Source organism: Actinomadura opuntiae (assembly GCF_030283205.1).
Classification (GTDB): Bacteria; Actinomycetota; Actinomycetes; order Streptosporangiales; family Streptosporangiaceae; genus Spirillospora.
Genome location: NZ_JASNWF010000011.1, coordinates 109,488 through 122,753 on the forward strand (window position 1 = coordinate 109,488; position 13,266 = coordinate 122,753).

Below are 13,266 nucleotides of genomic sequence, written 5' to 3' on the forward strand. Positions count from 1 at the left end.
CTGGCCCGCACATGGCCCGGCGGCCGCAGCCACGAACGCCAGATCAAACGGCAAGGAGGTGCCTCGCGCTGCTGCCCCCGTGCGGTGTCACACCGCGGCCCTCCGCCAGAACCGGCCAGGCGGCCTCCCGGCCAACGTCTGGTTCTCCTCGATGAGCCGGATCCGAGCGAAGTTCTTCGACCCCTACGGCAAGCGGTACGGCATCCCCACCTATCCCTGGCAGATGGCGCCGTCGCACCTGCGGACCTACCGCCAGCTCGCGGAAGCCGGGCTGCGTCCCGGCGGCCAGGGCGTCCAAGCTCAGGTGATGTGGAAGTCCTCCTGGGCGCGCCGCACCGGCGGCGTCCGGGTCGCCTACTTGTACGACGTCGCCCGCGCGCTGCCCAAACGCAGGCCTTCGCCGGCTCAGCTCGAGGCCCTCGCCAAGGCCCTCAAGGCACGCCGCCTCTGTCCTCGATGTGGTCAAGACCGTGGGTACGTCCTGCGCACCGGCCTTGGCTGCTGCGAGGAGTGCGCCACTCCATGGGAACTCGAAGTGGTTTGAGCGCTCTCCGGAGACGGCAGTGTCCTTGAACAGGCGTGCCACAACTCCTCGGCGACGTCGGAGATCTCCCGGAGGACAGCAACATGGCCTCACCTGGCCAGCCACCGCTCCCAACGCTGACCGACAAAGGCTGCCAGGGATCACCTACATGGCCAGACTGGTGAGGCCGCGTTCCTCACGCCCGGGGAGGAAGGGCTCATAGCGCTCCGAGAGGGTTGCCATGGTCAGGCGAAGCAAGAAGCTCGGTGGGATCGGTGCGCTAGCTGCGGTCGCCTTTGCCGCCATGACCACTGTGGCCGCCGTGATCGCTCGGCGAAAGGCGCAGACTCCAACAGCGACTACGGAACCTGCGGCGACACTGCAACCCGAACCACAACCCAAGCCCGAAATCAAGCCTTTCACCGGGCACTATGACGTACGGCGTGGAGCTACGGGATACGCCCCGGTCGTCGCAGCGTTCGGTGCCCTCACCGTCCCAGCGATCATCGTGCTGTTCTCGACTGCCGAGCAGAACGCCACGCTCGGGACCCTGGACCACACCAAGCTCCGGATCCTTATGGCGGTGGCACTGCTGGTCGTTGCCATGCTTGCGAGCTTGGCCGCTGCATTCGCGTTGGCGGGAATAGGTGCGGAGAGCAATGAGACACCAAATCTGGTTCCGGCAACCATGCTGGTCGGTGTAGGGGTCGTTGTGGCCTTGGTCAACACCCTTGCCGCTTTTCAGGTACTCGCGAGTCTGTACTTTCCTGATGCCAAGAACCTATTCGTCGTCATCGCCGCCATCGGGGGGATCTTCGGTGTGTACTTCATCGCACTCGCAATAGGCGACAGTTGGGCGGTCGAGCCGGAGGACCGGACCATCCGCTCTCTCTGGCGAGAGAAGCAGTGGCTGCAAAGCGAGCGGGCAGCCCTCCTCGCCACATGGCGGATCGCAACCCTCAATGTTCTTCTCATCGCGGGGGCATTAACGCTGCGATTTTTCGCGAACATCGCGCTGACATCTGACCGGGTGAACTGGCTGACTGGAGCTGGCCTCGGCCTCGCCGCTGCGATGACCGCACTGGGTGCGAACCGCACATTTCATTCTCCAAGCGGCTGGCATACAAGCCTGCGGCGATGGGAGGCCCTGGCCACCACCTTCGGCACGTCGCTCTATATCGGCGCCGTACTTCTCCTGCTGCCCTGACCGAGAGGAAGCAGGACGGGGCTGGATGGCTGGTTACTCGCCGTATCTCGCGTCCTGTTGTGCCGCGGCTTCCAACTCGGCCAGCGCGGGCGGGTCGGTCTCGTGCTCGAGGTCGTCCAAGTCGAGGAACTCGCGTACGGGCGGGTCGAACTGCGAGCGGCCATAGCACTCAGCGCACAAACCCCATGACCACACCAGCAGCCGGACCTGGCCGCACTGGCCGGGCCCTGGGTCGGCCCACCGGGCCGCGCACGCTCGGCTGCGGCCCCAGCGGCGGTGTGGGCTCGCTCAGCAGCGTGGTCGGGGTGGTAGAGCTGTGCGTAGGTGCGCTGTTCGGTGTCGCCGTGATAGCGCTCGGCGTTCTCCGCAGCGCTGTAGTCGGGGTAGGTGGCAAGCCGGATGCTGGCCGGGTCATGCGGCTTCCAGCCTGCAGCCTCCGCAGATGCCCCACGGCCAGCGGCCACCAGGCACGCCCACGCACAACTCGGCGGCCAAAGCGCCGGCGGGGGTGGTGCCGCCCTGCAGCCATGCGGCGACCTGCCATTCGTCCTCGGGCGTCCACAGCCGCAGGCAGGTGCTCGGAGCCCTGTGGGGCTCGACGCCGGTGACCAGGGGCGGCGGTGAGCACGGCATAGGCGGGATGGGCCGCACCCCAGGCGGAACCGCGTCCCGAGTTCGTCCGCGTCTAGCGGCAACGTTTGTCGATGAGTTTGAGCAACACCCCTGAACGTCGGGTTAGCTCGCTGTCATTAGGCTGAATCCTGGGGTTTCTTCGAGGAACACCGAGATCGGCGCGAACCAGCCATGATTGACGCAGGTCCGGCCCTGAATTCCCTGGCACGGTGGATCTGTGCCGATCGATTGTCCTCCGGAGATGATTCCTGCGGCGTACATGTCGCCGTCGCTCCAGTCGACGGCCACCACTGGCCCGCCGCTGTCACCGTGCCCCCAGATGGGGTTGTAGCCGTAGAACGCTACGACCTCGACCAGCCGCGTAATGTAGACACCGGAATCGGAGTACCGCCATGAGTCTGTGTTCTGGACCAGGATGTCGCAGATGCTGCCGGAGAAGGAGCCTGAGGAACACAGGGAGTTGTTGCGGTAGACCGCCGCGAAGCCCTTGACCGGCGCTCTCCATTCACCGGTGGAGTTGCCCCACCAGATGCGCGGCTGGAAGAATCGCGGATCGGTGTCGGCCGGCATCAGCAGTTCGGTGTCGCGATCCTGCCTTTGCTGCGCGACATGAGCGAAACCGCGGCCCGTGGTGGGACTGTCGGCACCTTCCTCCATGTTCGCGCAGTGCGCTGCGGTGAGGTCGTAGTTCCAGCCCCACGTCGCGGCGACAGAGAATCCCTCGCTGCACTCCTTCACAGGTCCGTCCCAGCGGGCACCGCCGTACATGTTCTCGTTGGCGCGGTCGTCCAGAGACATCAGCACGCTGGTGGTGTGGACGACTACTGGCACTCCGCCGTCAAGGGCCGCCAGGTCATCTGACGTTTTCGCCATCGCTTGTGGTGACAGGGTCTTCTTGGCCAGGACCTCCACGTCCAGGCCGTTGCCGTCGCCGGCCGGGCCGGCGCCGGATACGTGCGGGGCCAGGCCGTTGCGGGTCGCGCTCATCAAAGCGTCACTGGCTTCGAGTAGTTGCCGGCGGGTGTAACGGGCCTGAGTGAAGGTGACCTTAACTCGGTGATCGGTGGCGGCTGCTCCGGTCACGGTGGAGGGCACGGGGCCGTGCCAGAGCACGGTGAGTCCCAGTTTTGCTGGGTCGGTGATGATGTCGGTGTATCCCGAGTCGCCGGGAAGTCTCTTGTAGGCGGCGCTGACGGCGTCGGCAACCTTATTCACACGCGCCTGGTTGCGCATAAATCTCGCGTCGGGATGCGGAACGCTCTGGGAGACGGCGGCGAAATCCGGAATCGGGCGCGCTGGGGCTGTGGCGTCGGCGCGGGCGAGTCCTGGCAGGGAAAAAGCGGTCATCGCGCAGGCAGCAGAAAATATCCCCTTTAAGTACAAGTGCATCGCAGGTCTCCTTCCGATGGTGCGGCCTATCAGGGGGAACAACTCACCGCGTTCTGGCAAGCGGGAATCCGCGCGAAGAGTGCCATGTTCGGCGGCGATCGCTACACGATGCTGCAGACTTGGGGGCTCATCTCCCTGAGATACTCGCGCACCTCCTGCCCAAAAGTAATGCCCTGTCCGAATGAGGCCGCCGCCTTAGAGTGTGTCTCATGTGGGCTGTTTGGCGAGCTTCTTGTAGCAGGTGATGGCGGCGGCCAGGACGAGGAAGGCGTTGAACAGGTGGCCGTGGCGTTCATGGCGGATGGTCAGGCGCCGGTAGCCGAACAGCCAGGCCAGCGTCCGTTCGATCACCCAGCGGTGCCGGCCCAGGCGCTCGCCGGACTCGACGCCGGGCCGGGCGATCCGCGGCACAATTCCGCGTCGCCGCAGCCAGGTCCGGTGCTCGGCGGAGTGGTACGCCTTGTCGGCGCGGATCTTCGCCGGCCGCCGCCGAAGCGGCCCGCGGCGTGATCGGATCGCCGGCAACGCCATCAGCAGCGGCTTGAGCGCTTGGCTGTCATGGACGTTGGCGGCCGACACCGCGACCACCAGCGGCAGCCCGGCGGCATCGGACAGCACGTGGAGCTTGCTGCCCTTCTTGCCCCGATCGACCGGATTGGGCTCGGTCAGCGTGCCCCCGTTACCTTCTTCCTGATCCGGAAACGGGTCCCCGGTCTCTGAATCTGGCATGACTGCGTGCCCCCAGTCGGTTCATGATCGAAAAGGTGATGTCACCAGGTTCGGAGGCATCGGCAGACCGCTGATGAGGGGCATGACGCGCAGCCCTCGGGCTGGCAGGCTCTTTGTAACGTGGGTGCCGGCACGCTGATGCCGCTGGTGAGGCCGGGAAGGAGATGCTTCGAACAGAAAGCGACGCATGAGCGACCCCCGCGACATCGGCGTCTTCTGCGGCCTGGACGTCGGCAAAGGCGAACACCACGCGACCGGACTGACTCCCGGGGGCAAGAAGGTGTTCGATCAGCGGCTTCCCAACAACGAGCCCAAGCTGCGAGAGCTCTTCGAGCGGCTCCGATCTCGATGGGGCACGGTACTGGTGGTGGTCGACCAGCCCGCCTCCATCGGCGCGTTGCCGCTGGCAGTGGCACGTGACATGGGATGCCAGGTCGCCTACCTGCCTGGACTGGCGATGCGGCGGATCGCCGACCTGTATCCCGGCGAGGCCAAGACCGACGCCCGAGACGCGTTCATCATCGCTGCCGCCCGCACCATGCCGCACACCCTTCGCCGGCTGGCGCCCGAGGTCGAAGCCTTTGCCGAGTTGCAGATGCTCGTCGGCTTCGACGATGACCTGGCCCAAGAATCGACCCGACTGGTCAATCGCCTGCGCGGATTGCTCACCCAGATCCACCCCGCCCTGGAGCGGGTGCTGGGGCCGCGGCTGGACCGCCCCGCCACGCGCACCCTGCTGGAACGCTTCGGCTCCCCCGCGCAGCTCAGAAAGGCCGGAGGTGGCCGACTGGTGCGCGTGCTGCGATCCCAAGCGCCACGGATGGCCGAACGCCTGACCGACGACATCCTGACCGCCCTGCAGGAGCAGACCGTCACGGTGCCCGGCACGGACGCGGCCGCACTGATCATCCCGGGTCTGGCGCGGTCGCTGAACTCCGTGGCCGACCAACGCGCCGTCCTGGCAGGACGGATCGAAGAACTCCTGGACGCCCACCCTCTTTCCCAGGTCCTGACCTCAATGCCCGGCATCGGGCTCAGGACGGCCGCCCGCATCCTGATCGACGTCGGAGACTTCAGCCGCTTCCGCAGCGCCGGACACCTGGCCGCCTACGCCGACCTGGCCCCCGCCACCCGAACCTCCGGTTCCTCCATCCGAGGCGAATGCCCGCCCCGGCGCGGCAACCGGCAACTCAAACGCGCTTTCTACCTCGCTGCCTTCGCCTCACTGCGCGACCCAACATGCAGGGCCTACTACGACAAGAAGCGGAGCGAGGGCAAACACCACGTCGCCGCCATCACCTGCCTGGCGCGACGCCGCATCGACGTCCTCTACGCCATGCTCCGCAACGGCACTCTGTATCGACCGCCAACCCCCGCTCCAGCTTGACCAAGAACATAGGGGCACCTTTTCGCGCGGACGGCCGCGGCGTCCACGATCGCCGACGCCCAGTCCACCTGCCCCCGTGCACCCAGCTCGTCCAGCACCGCGCGATGCAGCCGCGGCCACAGGCCCGCCCGCGTCCAGGCGGTGAACCGGCGATGCGCGGTCGGCACACTGACACCGAACTCCGCAGGCAGATGCCGCCACGCACACCCGCTGGTCAGCACGTACACGATCGCGGTGAACACCGCCCGATCATCCACCGCCGCCGTCCCGCCACCCTGCCGCCGTGGCCTGAACGCCGGGATCAGCGGCTCGGCAAGCTCCCACAACTCATCCGGCACCAGACGCAACGCAAGATCCGACGACACGATCCCGCATTATCCCGCAGGACGTACGCAACCCACGTGAGACACACTCTTAGTTCGTGGATTGTGGATTCGAGTCTCCACGCGATCCACCACTCCTAACCAGAACAAACGCCTCCATCTGGGCATGCCTTGATCACATCTGGGGCTGCCCTGAGGCCATCCTGGGCCGCAAAGCCGACGACACCGCCGTTAACGTCACCCCAACCCGGCAGGACGGTGACAGCAGGGCCCAACGTCAACCGCCGCCTCAACTCGGCCAAGAGAGCCGGCGCGGGGGCCGGTTCTGGTCGGGGTGGTCTTCTGGCGATCACGGCAACCGGGCCGGTGACCGGGGCGTCCTCACTGCACGTCCGGAAACCGGGGGAAGGGGTTCATGTGCGCTTCATGAGACGTTTCGCGATTCCTGTGGTGGTGGTGGCGGGGGCGGTGCTCGCCGGGGCGCCGCCCGTCTTCGGGGCAGGAGCGGACTGGCGGAAGGTGCCGCACTCCAGTGCGGAGGGCACTCTCAAGGACGTCGCCGTGCTCGGTGGGAGCGACGCGTGGGCGGTCGGGGAGAAGCATCCGCCGTACGAGTCCGCCGATCCGGTCGCCGAGCACTGGGACGGCGCGTCCTGGAAGGAGGTGCCGGTTCCCGACACGCCGACGGGCACCGGCAGCCTCGACGGTGTCAGCGCCGTGGGATCCGACGACGTCTGGGCCGTCGGAGACAGCACCGGCCTTGGACCGGTGATCCGGCACTGGGACGGTGTCGCGTGGACGGCGGTCCAGCCCGCCGCGCCACCCGACGGCTCGCACGTCGGCGCGGACCGGCTCAACGACATAGCGGCGGTCTCCAGGACGCAGGCATGGGCGGTCGGGTCCTTCTCCGGCCGGAACACCCCCGGCCCGGTTACCCTGGTCGAACGCTGGGACGGGACGAAATGGTCGCGGGTGGCCTCTCCGAGCCCAGGCCCGCTCAGCAACACCCTGCAGGGCGTCGCGTCCCTGTCCGCGACCAACGCGTGGGCGGTCGGGTGGTACCTCAGCGACGCGGGCAACAATGTCGCGCTGGTCCTGCACTGGGACGGCCGTGCCTGGACCAGGAGCCCGGTGACCCTTCCGTCGGGCAGCACCGAGCTGCAGAGCGTCTCCGCCGTGTCGGCCAAGAATGTGTGGGCGGTCGGCGACCATGAGGGCAAGCCGCTGGTGATGCACTGGAACGGCACCCGCTGGCGCGTCCTGCCGGAGCCCGCGCTCACCGAGTCGTGGCTGAGCGCCGTGGCACCTGACGGCAGCGGCGGGGCCTGGGTCGGCGGTTACCGCATGACGGACGGCGGGGTGACGAGCAGGCCGCTGTTCCTGCACTGGAACGGCACCCGCTGGATCACCGGCACCAGCGAGGAGACCGAGGGAACCGTCGAGGGGCTCACCCGCTTGGACGGCTCGATCTGGGCCGTCGGGACGACCTCTCCCTGCACGTGCTACGTCGCACCGCCACTGGTCGAGGTCAACGGCCCCGTCCCACAGTGATGTCCCGAATCCGTCGGCCGAGCAGCCGATGGACGTCGTCCAGCAGAGCGGAGCCGGGGCGAGACCGAGTCACGCCGTCCCCCCTCCGGCTTTCAAGCCGTAGGTCGTGGGTTCGAGTCCCACTCGACCCACCACCCCTGACCAGGGCAAACGCGACTTCTGTCGACCGTTGGTGATCATGCCTGGGGCCGGGTTGAGGCCGCCCTGGGGCCGCCATGCACGGAGGCCAAGCCGAACACCCCGTGTCCGCCCAATCCTGGCGGAGGGCAAGGCCGAGTTCCCGCGCCGAGCTGCTCGCAGCCGCCGCGCCTCCGGTATGCGGTTAGTCCCTTCGCAGGCCGACGGGCAAGGACAGGGAGCGGATGCTCTCGATTACGCCGCAGAAGCCGTGTTATCGACGCGAACCCGAACGGCAGGCCGAGCCCGGATGCGGTGCCACGCCGGTTCAGGGCGCGAAGCGGTCGACCGGCGCCGCACCAGGCCCGCCCGGGTATGGCTCGCCGCCAGCCGTCGACGCTGAGTCGGAGCACGGCCCCGGCGCTGGGTGGTGCCAGGCACCACACCAGCCGCGCGGAGCAGGTACGCGGCGGTCTTCTCCGCCGCGGTGTGCGCGACCTCGGGTAGCACGGAGGTGTAGGTGTCGGCAGTCAGCACGATGCAGGAATGCCCGAGCATCTCCTGCACCACCTTCAACTCCACCCCGGCCGCCAACGCCAGCATGGCAGCGCCGTGCCGCAGGTCTCCGGGTCGGAGGCAACGCCACCAGCGACGCCGGGTCCTCCTCCGCCAGCAGCAGATGCCCCAGCACCGGAGTGAGATACCGCCGCACAGCGCGGGCGCCTGAACGCCCATCGCCACATCCGCCGGCCGGTGTTCACATGGCGTGGCGGATGTGGCGACGTCGGCGAGGCGGGCGAGTCCGTTCGCTCAGTGGTTACAGGACGGCGGTGAGCAGGCTTACGGCGGACTCCTGGCGGGCGATGTCGGCCTGGTCGAACGGGCCCGTCCAGCGCAGGCCGTACTGGTCGGCGTTGTTCCGGTCGTAGGTGAAGGCGGAGCGGGCCTGGGTCGTCAGGTAGTTCCGGTACGGGTGGCCGGGGAGCGCGCGGTCGAGTTCGGCGAGGTTCCGCGCGAAGATGCCCTTGAACGCCGCCTGGTCGGAGTTGCACGTGGCGGCGGCCTCGCAGGGTTCGGTGAGGATTCCGCGTGGTGACAGGCCCGGGTCGGTGGTCACGGCGTCGGCGATCCGCCGGGCGGTGGCGAGCAGGGACGGGTCGCCGGTGGCGCGGTGCAACTCGGTCAGGCCGCCCAGGATGACGCCCTGGTTGTACGTCCAGGTGGTGCCGCCGTTGTTGCCGCAGTTTCCGCTCTGCGTCGCCAGGCCGTCGTTGACCAGGTGGGATCCGTTGATCATCCCGCTGCGGGCGAACCAGCGCCAGGCCTGGCGTGCGTGGGCGAGGTACTCGGTGTCGCCCGGGATCCGGTTGTGCAGGGAGGCGGCCAGTTTGAGGTAGAGCTCGTTGCTGATGGCGTTCTTGTAGGTCTTACCGGGCAGGTCCCACCAGATGCCGCCGCGGCAGGTGTCGTCCCAGTACTGGCGCATGTACGCCTCGTCGGTCTCGGCGATCTTCAGGTACCTGGTGTCGCGGGTGAGGTCGTACATGCGGACCATCGCCAGCGCCCACCAGCCGGTGTCGTCGGTGGAGTCCGCGCGGAACTCGCCGCCGCCCTGCGGCCACCAGGGCAGCGGCTTGCGCTGGAGCTCGATGGTGTTCTTCACCTGGGGCAGGTAGCGGGTCGAGCGGGTCCGCGCCATGTAGTCGAGGAGCGCCTGGAGCGCGTTGCCCGACTGCCACCAGGGGCTCTCGGGCTGCCAGCGTCCGCTCGCCTGGTCGTAGAACCCCATCATCGCGTCGACGGCCGATGTGGCACGGGCCCGCGCGGTCCTGTCCTCGCCCGCGCCCGCGCTGGCGGCGGACGTGCCCACGGCGAGCGCCAGCACGGCGCCCGCCACGAGGGAGACCAGCCCATTTCCCGTACGTCGCTTCAGTCCGGTCATCGCGCACCCTCCATGGCAACGAGGCGCCCCAGCCCATGGCCTCCGGCCCGGGCGGGCAGTGCGCTGAATTGTGCCCCGAGCGGAACGAGACGCGCAAGAGTCAGCAGGACCGGTCACATAAGTGAGCGCTCCTGCTTGCAATTGACGGAAGCGTCGGTCGGTTCGCCACGACGGCGGGCAGGTGAGGCGCGCGCGTCGGCTCGTGCGCCCGCGAGAGTCGACGCGCAGGAGCGTGATGGAGAATGTCTGGTGGTGATCGGTCTTGCGCGAGTACGGTCGACGCATGCTCCGGGACCGACGCCATGAGCTGATCCTCCGCGTCCTGCGCTCCGAAGGGCCGGTGACGGTGGAGACGCTGGCCGAGCGCTTGGCGGCGAGCCTCGCCACCATACGCCGCGATCTGCAAAAGCTCGACGAGGAGGGCCTGCTCAAACGGGTGCACGGCGGTGCGATGCCGGTCGAGGGCCACGACGACCCCTTCACGGACGTCGCCGAGGTCCGGGCCGCCGAGAAGGACGCCGTCGCGCTGCGCTGCGCCGAGCTGATCCAGGACGGCGAGACCGTGCTGCTCGACATCGGCACGACCGCGCACATGGTGGCGCGGCATCTGCGGGGCCGGGCGCTGACGGTCGTCACCAGCAGCCTCCCGGTGGTCGAGACGCTGGCCGACGACCAGCACGTCCAACTCGTCGTTCTCGGCGGCATGCTGCGCCGTGACTACCGGTCGCTGGTGGGCTACCTGACCGAGGACAACCTGCGGCAGATCCACGCGGACCGGCTCGTCCTCGGCACCAGCGGGATACGGCCGACCGGAACCGTCATGGACACGACGGTGGTCGAGGTGCCGGTCAAACGAGCCATGATCGCGGCCAGCGGGCAGGTGGTCCTCGTCGCCGACGCCGGCAAGTTCCCGGGCACCGGCATGGCGAAGGTCTGCGATGCCACCGACCTGGACGTGGTCATCACGAACGCCCCGGTCGATCCGGACACGGGGGCGGCCCTCGCGGATGCCGGAGTGCAGATGCTGGAGGTGTGAGGTGCTCGGCGTCCGCGGAACCACTGAGCATGCCGCTGCGATACGGCAGTTTCGGACTTTTGATCCATAGGTTGCGAGTTCGAGTCCCACGCGACCCACCACCCCTGCCAGGGCAAACGCGAGGTTGCCCTGGTATGTCCCACGCCCGGGATGTCTCGCTTCGTTCACCTGTTGGCTCGGCGGCCCGATCCGGGCCTCCAACCACCCCCACCCAGGCCGAGAAGCGGCACCTGTAGGCCCCCACAAGCCGGGGCACATCGCCCGCAGCAACCGGCAGCCGAGCCGACCAGAGCAGACAACCTCGAACTCCCGCGGACGCGAATCCCCCGCCCTGCATCAGCAAGTCCGCTGCCCCCTGCCAACCCAGCGAGCCATCGAGACCGGCGAGATCACCCGTCCGGGTCACCACCACACCTGTTGTTGATCAAGGATGTCGCTCGTGGTTCGAGCCCGTCCGCACGGCACGCACCTCGCTTATCGAGAGCCTGAAGCTCTGGCGTGCAGACCGGAGCCGTGCGGATCAGCGCTCAGGCTGAGGCCGCGGCGCATGCCCTGCCGTAGCCGGCCAGGTCGCCGCCGAGGGCGGCGGCGGCCAGGAAGCGTTCGGTGGTCGCCCGGTGCTCGCCCGCCGTGGGCCGGAACCGCGGGCGGCGCGCTCGGACATGCCGCCGGGCCCGGTACGCCATCTGCCGGACCGCCCTTTCGGTGCGTCCGACGATGACCGCGATCTCCGCGTGCGGGAAGCCGAACACGTCGTGCAGCAGGAACACCGCGCGCTCCGTCGGAGCCAGGGTTTCCATGACGACCAACAAGCCCGCCGCCACCTCGTCGGCCGGTCGCGGTCCGGCGGACGGGCCGGCCGGTGGCCCGTCCGGCCGATCCTGGTCGGCTTGTACTTCCCGGCGCGCCCGTATCCTGCGAAGCTCGTCGATCGCCTGGCGGGTCACCAGCCGGAACAGGTACGCGCCGGGGTCGTTGACCGAGCGGTGGTCCACTCGACTCCAGCGAAGCCATGCCTCTTGCAGGACATCGTCGGCATCTGCCCGGTTACCGAGCATCCGGTACGCCGCTGCCGAAAGCGGGGCCCGGTGCCTTTCGAATAGTTCGCCCGCCGCGTCCATCGCACCTCCCGTACAAGACCTCATCAACAAGACGATCCAGGGGACGCCGACGTCACGCGTGACGTCGGCGGACCCGCATCCGTCTCACCAGGTGGATACCGACCACCGGACCCGAAAGGCATGACATGACATCGCCCGTACTCACCGACCAGAACCGGCTGCTCGTCCTGGAGGCCGTCTCCCGGTTCGGCGCGAGCGACATCGCCGGCTTCACTGAACTGCTGGGCGAGGATTTCGTATCGCATAACCCGCGCGTGGCGCATGACCCTGCGACCCAGTCGGGGCGCCAAGCGTTCGCGGACTTCTTGAGCGGACCCGGCAGCGCGCACCTGCGGGACGCGACCGTGGCGGCCAAGCACGTGCTCGCCGACGACGCCCTGGTCGCCGTGCACACCCATGTGGCCACCCCACAGGGCGACCTCGCCACCGTCGACCTCTTCCGTCTCGACGCGGGCAAGATCGTCGAGCACTGGGACGTCGTTCAACCGGTCCCCGAACAGGTGCTCCACCCGCACGGAATGTTCTGACCGATCACGGTGCCCCAGCGCTCATCGAGCTCACTCTGAGTCACCGGTCATCAGGAGCGGGCCAGAGCCCGACACAGCAGTGCCGACCGCCCGCCGCCGGTCCTGCTGCACCCGCACGGCGGCTGCGACCTGCTGAACCGAGCCACCGATCCTCCGCTGGGCGCCCGGCCCGAACACGTCCCCTGTCCCAAGGCCAGCCTGGAGTACAGCCCCGGTCAACTCGGCGTCGCCACCGGCGCCCCCGACGACATCGTCCCGGTCATCATCCGACTGTGACCACTGCGGACGTCGGGGGCGTCGCGGGCACCGGTAGATGACCAGATTCACTGGTTGGCCACGCCGACCCTTCATGGGGCGGGGCTTCCTTCGTCGTTCACCGGGCGGTTCACCGGACGCCCAAGTTCGCGGCCGGTCGCCGGCCGCGCGTTCGTTGTCGGAGGGCGACGAAGGTCAGGCCGCGCTGCTTGAGAGCGGGGATGACGGTGCGCAGGGCCGCGACGGTCTGGGAGCGGTCGCCGCCGCCGTCATGGCACAGCAGGATGTCGCCCGGCTTGGCCCTCTCCAGGTTCGCGGTGATGTTCGGGACGCCCGGACGGGCCCGCACGACGCCGGCGGCGGCGAAGCTGTGGCTGGCCCGGCAACGGCCCACCCGCGTCATCGGCGGCGGCTTCTGGACACCCGAGCAGGCATTCCAGGCCTCCCTCGGCAAGTCCTTCGACGTGGTGATCCACTTCCACTCGGTCAAGGCCGCCCACCTGCTGCCGTGAACCACAGAGAGCAC

Annotated in this window: 14 protein-coding genes and 2 pseudogenes; 8 read left to right on the top strand and 8 right to left on the bottom strand. The window is 68.4% G+C overall.

What is annotated here, in order from left to right; genetic code table 11:
• Positions 1–151: 151 nt before the first annotated feature.
• Together QP089_RS24195 and QP089_RS24200 are read left to right on the top strand one after the other, a co-directional pair.
• Positions 152–544 (top strand): RRQRL motif-containing zinc-binding protein, encoded by a 393-nt coding sequence (locus QP089_RS24195; protein WP_285914197.1) that lies wholly within the window; start codon positions 152–154, stop codon positions 542–544.
• A 220-nt stretch (positions 545–764) separates the two neighbouring features.
• The gene (locus QP089_RS24200) at positions 765–1,730 is read left to right on the top strand and encodes a hypothetical protein (protein WP_285914198.1); all 966 of its coding nucleotides are present in this window, start codon (positions 765–767) and stop codon (positions 1,728–1,730) included.
• Between the two features lie 33 nt (positions 1,731–1,763).
• Here the strand turns inward: QP089_RS24200 and QP089_RS24205 are convergent, their stop codons facing one another.
• From QP089_RS24205 to QP089_RS24220, 4 genes and pseudogenes are all read right to left on the bottom strand, one after another.
• Positions 1,764–1,910, bottom strand: coding sequence for a hypothetical protein (locus tag QP089_RS24205; RefSeq protein ID WP_285914199.1), 147 nt, complete (start codon positions 1,908–1,910; stop codon positions 1,764–1,766).
• A gap of 231 nt (positions 1,911–2,141) precedes the next feature.
• Positions 2,142–2,363, bottom strand: coding sequence for a hypothetical protein (locus QP089_RS24210; protein WP_285914200.1), 222 nt, complete (start codon positions 2,361–2,363; stop codon positions 2,142–2,144).
• Between the two features lie 102 nt (positions 2,364–2,465).
• Complete coding sequence (locus tag QP089_RS24215; RefSeq protein ID WP_285914201.1) at positions 2,466–3,752, bottom strand: chymotrypsin family serine protease; 1,287 nt, start codon at positions 3,750–3,752, stop codon at positions 2,466–2,468.
• A 207-nt stretch (positions 3,753–3,959) separates the two neighbouring features.
• A pseudogene (locus tag QP089_RS24220) lies at positions 3,960–4,430 on the bottom strand (IS5 family transposase); the annotation flags it as partial.
• A 238-nt stretch (positions 4,431–4,668) separates the two neighbouring features.
• Between QP089_RS24220 and QP089_RS24225 the strand changes: the two are divergent.
• Complete coding sequence (locus QP089_RS24225; RefSeq protein WP_285914202.1) at positions 4,669–5,868, top strand: IS110 family RNA-guided transposase; 1,200 nt, start codon at positions 4,669–4,671, stop codon at positions 5,866–5,868.
• Here QP089_RS24225 and QP089_RS24230 read toward each other — a convergent pair.
• On the bottom strand, positions 5,811–6,233 hold the full coding sequence (locus QP089_RS24230) for a transposase (protein WP_285914203.1): 423 nt from the start codon (positions 6,231–6,233) through the stop codon (positions 5,811–5,813). The two genes, QP089_RS24225 and QP089_RS24230, sit on opposite strands and share 58 nt — an antisense overlap.
• A gap of 384 nt (positions 6,234–6,617) precedes the next feature.
• Between QP089_RS24230 and QP089_RS24235 the strand changes: the two genes are divergently transcribed.
• The gene (locus tag QP089_RS24235; RefSeq protein WP_285914204.1) at positions 6,618–7,742 is read left to right on the top strand and encodes a beta propeller repeat protein; all 1,125 of its coding nucleotides are present in this window, start codon (positions 6,618–6,620) and stop codon (positions 7,740–7,742) included.
• Positions 7,743–8,114: 372 nt separating this feature from the next.
• Here the strand turns inward: QP089_RS24235 and QP089_RS24240 are convergent, their stop codons facing one another.
• Together QP089_RS24240 and QP089_RS24245 are read right to left on the bottom strand one after the other, a co-directional pair.
• Positions 8,115–8,462, bottom strand: coding sequence for a hypothetical protein (locus QP089_RS24240; RefSeq protein ID WP_353070614.1), 348 nt, complete (start codon positions 8,460–8,462; stop codon positions 8,115–8,117).
• A 214-nt stretch (positions 8,463–8,676) separates the two neighbouring features.
• Positions 8,677–9,801: a glycoside hydrolase family 76 protein gene (locus QP089_RS24245; RefSeq protein WP_285914205.1), complete on the bottom strand. Its 1,125-nt coding sequence runs from the start codon at positions 9,799–9,801 to the stop codon at positions 8,677–8,679.
• Positions 9,802–10,084: 283 nt separating this feature from the next.
• Here QP089_RS24245 and QP089_RS24250 point away from each other — a divergent pair, with 283 nt between their 5' ends.
• Positions 10,085–10,837 (top strand): DeoR/GlpR family DNA-binding transcription regulator, encoded by a 753-nt coding sequence (locus tag QP089_RS24250; protein ID WP_285914206.1) that lies wholly within the window; start codon positions 10,085–10,087, stop codon positions 10,835–10,837.
• 527 nt (positions 10,838–11,364) lie between these two features.
• On the opposite strand, the gene QP089_RS24255 is transcribed toward QP089_RS24250, so the two are convergent.
• A complete protein-coding gene (locus QP089_RS24255) occupies positions 11,365–11,958 on the bottom strand; it encodes a sigma-70 family RNA polymerase sigma factor (RefSeq protein WP_285914207.1) in 594 nt (197 codons plus the stop codon).
• A 125-nt stretch (positions 11,959–12,083) separates the two neighbouring features.
• On the opposite strand from QP089_RS24255, the gene QP089_RS24260 reads away from it, so the two are divergent.
• From QP089_RS24260 to QP089_RS24265, 3 genes and pseudogenes are all read left to right on the top strand, one after another.
• Complete coding sequence (locus QP089_RS24260; RefSeq protein ID WP_285914208.1) at positions 12,084–12,485, top strand: nuclear transport factor 2 family protein; 402 nt, start codon at positions 12,084–12,086, stop codon at positions 12,483–12,485.
• A 66-nt stretch (positions 12,486–12,551) separates the two neighbouring features.
• Positions 12,552–12,761 (top strand): annotated as a pseudogene (locus QP089_RS48855) (hypothetical protein); the annotation flags it as partial.
• Positions 12,762–12,961: 200 nt separating this feature from the next.
• Positions 12,962–13,252 (top strand): hypothetical protein, encoded by a 291-nt coding sequence (locus QP089_RS24265; RefSeq protein ID WP_285914209.1) that lies wholly within the window; start codon positions 12,962–12,964, stop codon positions 13,250–13,252.
• Positions 13,253–13,266 lie beyond the last annotated feature (14 nt).

Bases quoted from the DNA above. Each gene is read 5' to 3' on its own strand.
- QP089_RS24195 (WP_285914197.1), top strand. From the start codon at position 152: ATGAGCCGGATCCGAGCGAAGTTCTTCGACCCCTACGGCAAGCGGTAC.
- QP089_RS24200 (WP_285914198.1), top strand. From the start codon at position 765: ATGGTCAGGCGAAGCAAGAAGCTCGGTGGGATCGGTGCGCTAGCTGCG.
- QP089_RS24210 (WP_285914200.1), bottom strand. From the start codon at position 2,363: ATGCCGTGCTCACCGCCGCCCCTGGTCACCGGCGTCGAGCCCCACAGG.
- QP089_RS24215 (WP_285914201.1), bottom strand. From the start codon at position 3,752: ATGCACTTGTACTTAAAGGGGATATTTTCTGCTGCCTGCGCGATGACC.
- QP089_RS24225 (WP_285914202.1), top strand. From the start codon at position 4,669: ATGAGCGACCCCCGCGACATCGGCGTCTTCTGCGGCCTGGACGTCGGC.
- QP089_RS24235 (WP_285914204.1), top strand. From the start codon at position 6,618: ATGAGACGTTTCGCGATTCCTGTGGTGGTGGTGGCGGGGGCGGTGCTC.
- QP089_RS24240 (WP_353070614.1), bottom strand. From the start codon at position 8,462: ATGCTGGCGTTGGCGGCCGGGGTGGAGTTGAAGGTGGTGCAGGAGATG.
- QP089_RS24245 (WP_285914205.1), bottom strand. From the start codon at position 9,801: ATGACCGGACTGAAGCGACGTACGGGAAATGGGCTGGTCTCCCTCGTG.
- QP089_RS24250 (WP_285914206.1), top strand. From the start codon at position 10,085: ATGCTCCGGGACCGACGCCATGAGCTGATCCTCCGCGTCCTGCGCTCC.
- QP089_RS24255 (WP_285914207.1), bottom strand. From the start codon at position 11,958: ATGGACGCGGCGGGCGAACTATTCGAAAGGCACCGGGCCCCGCTTTCG.
- QP089_RS24260 (WP_285914208.1), top strand. From the start codon at position 12,084: ATGACATCGCCCGTACTCACCGACCAGAACCGGCTGCTCGTCCTGGAG.
- QP089_RS24265 (WP_285914209.1), top strand. From the start codon at position 12,962: ATGACGGTGCGCAGGGCCGCGACGGTCTGGGAGCGGTCGCCGCCGCCG.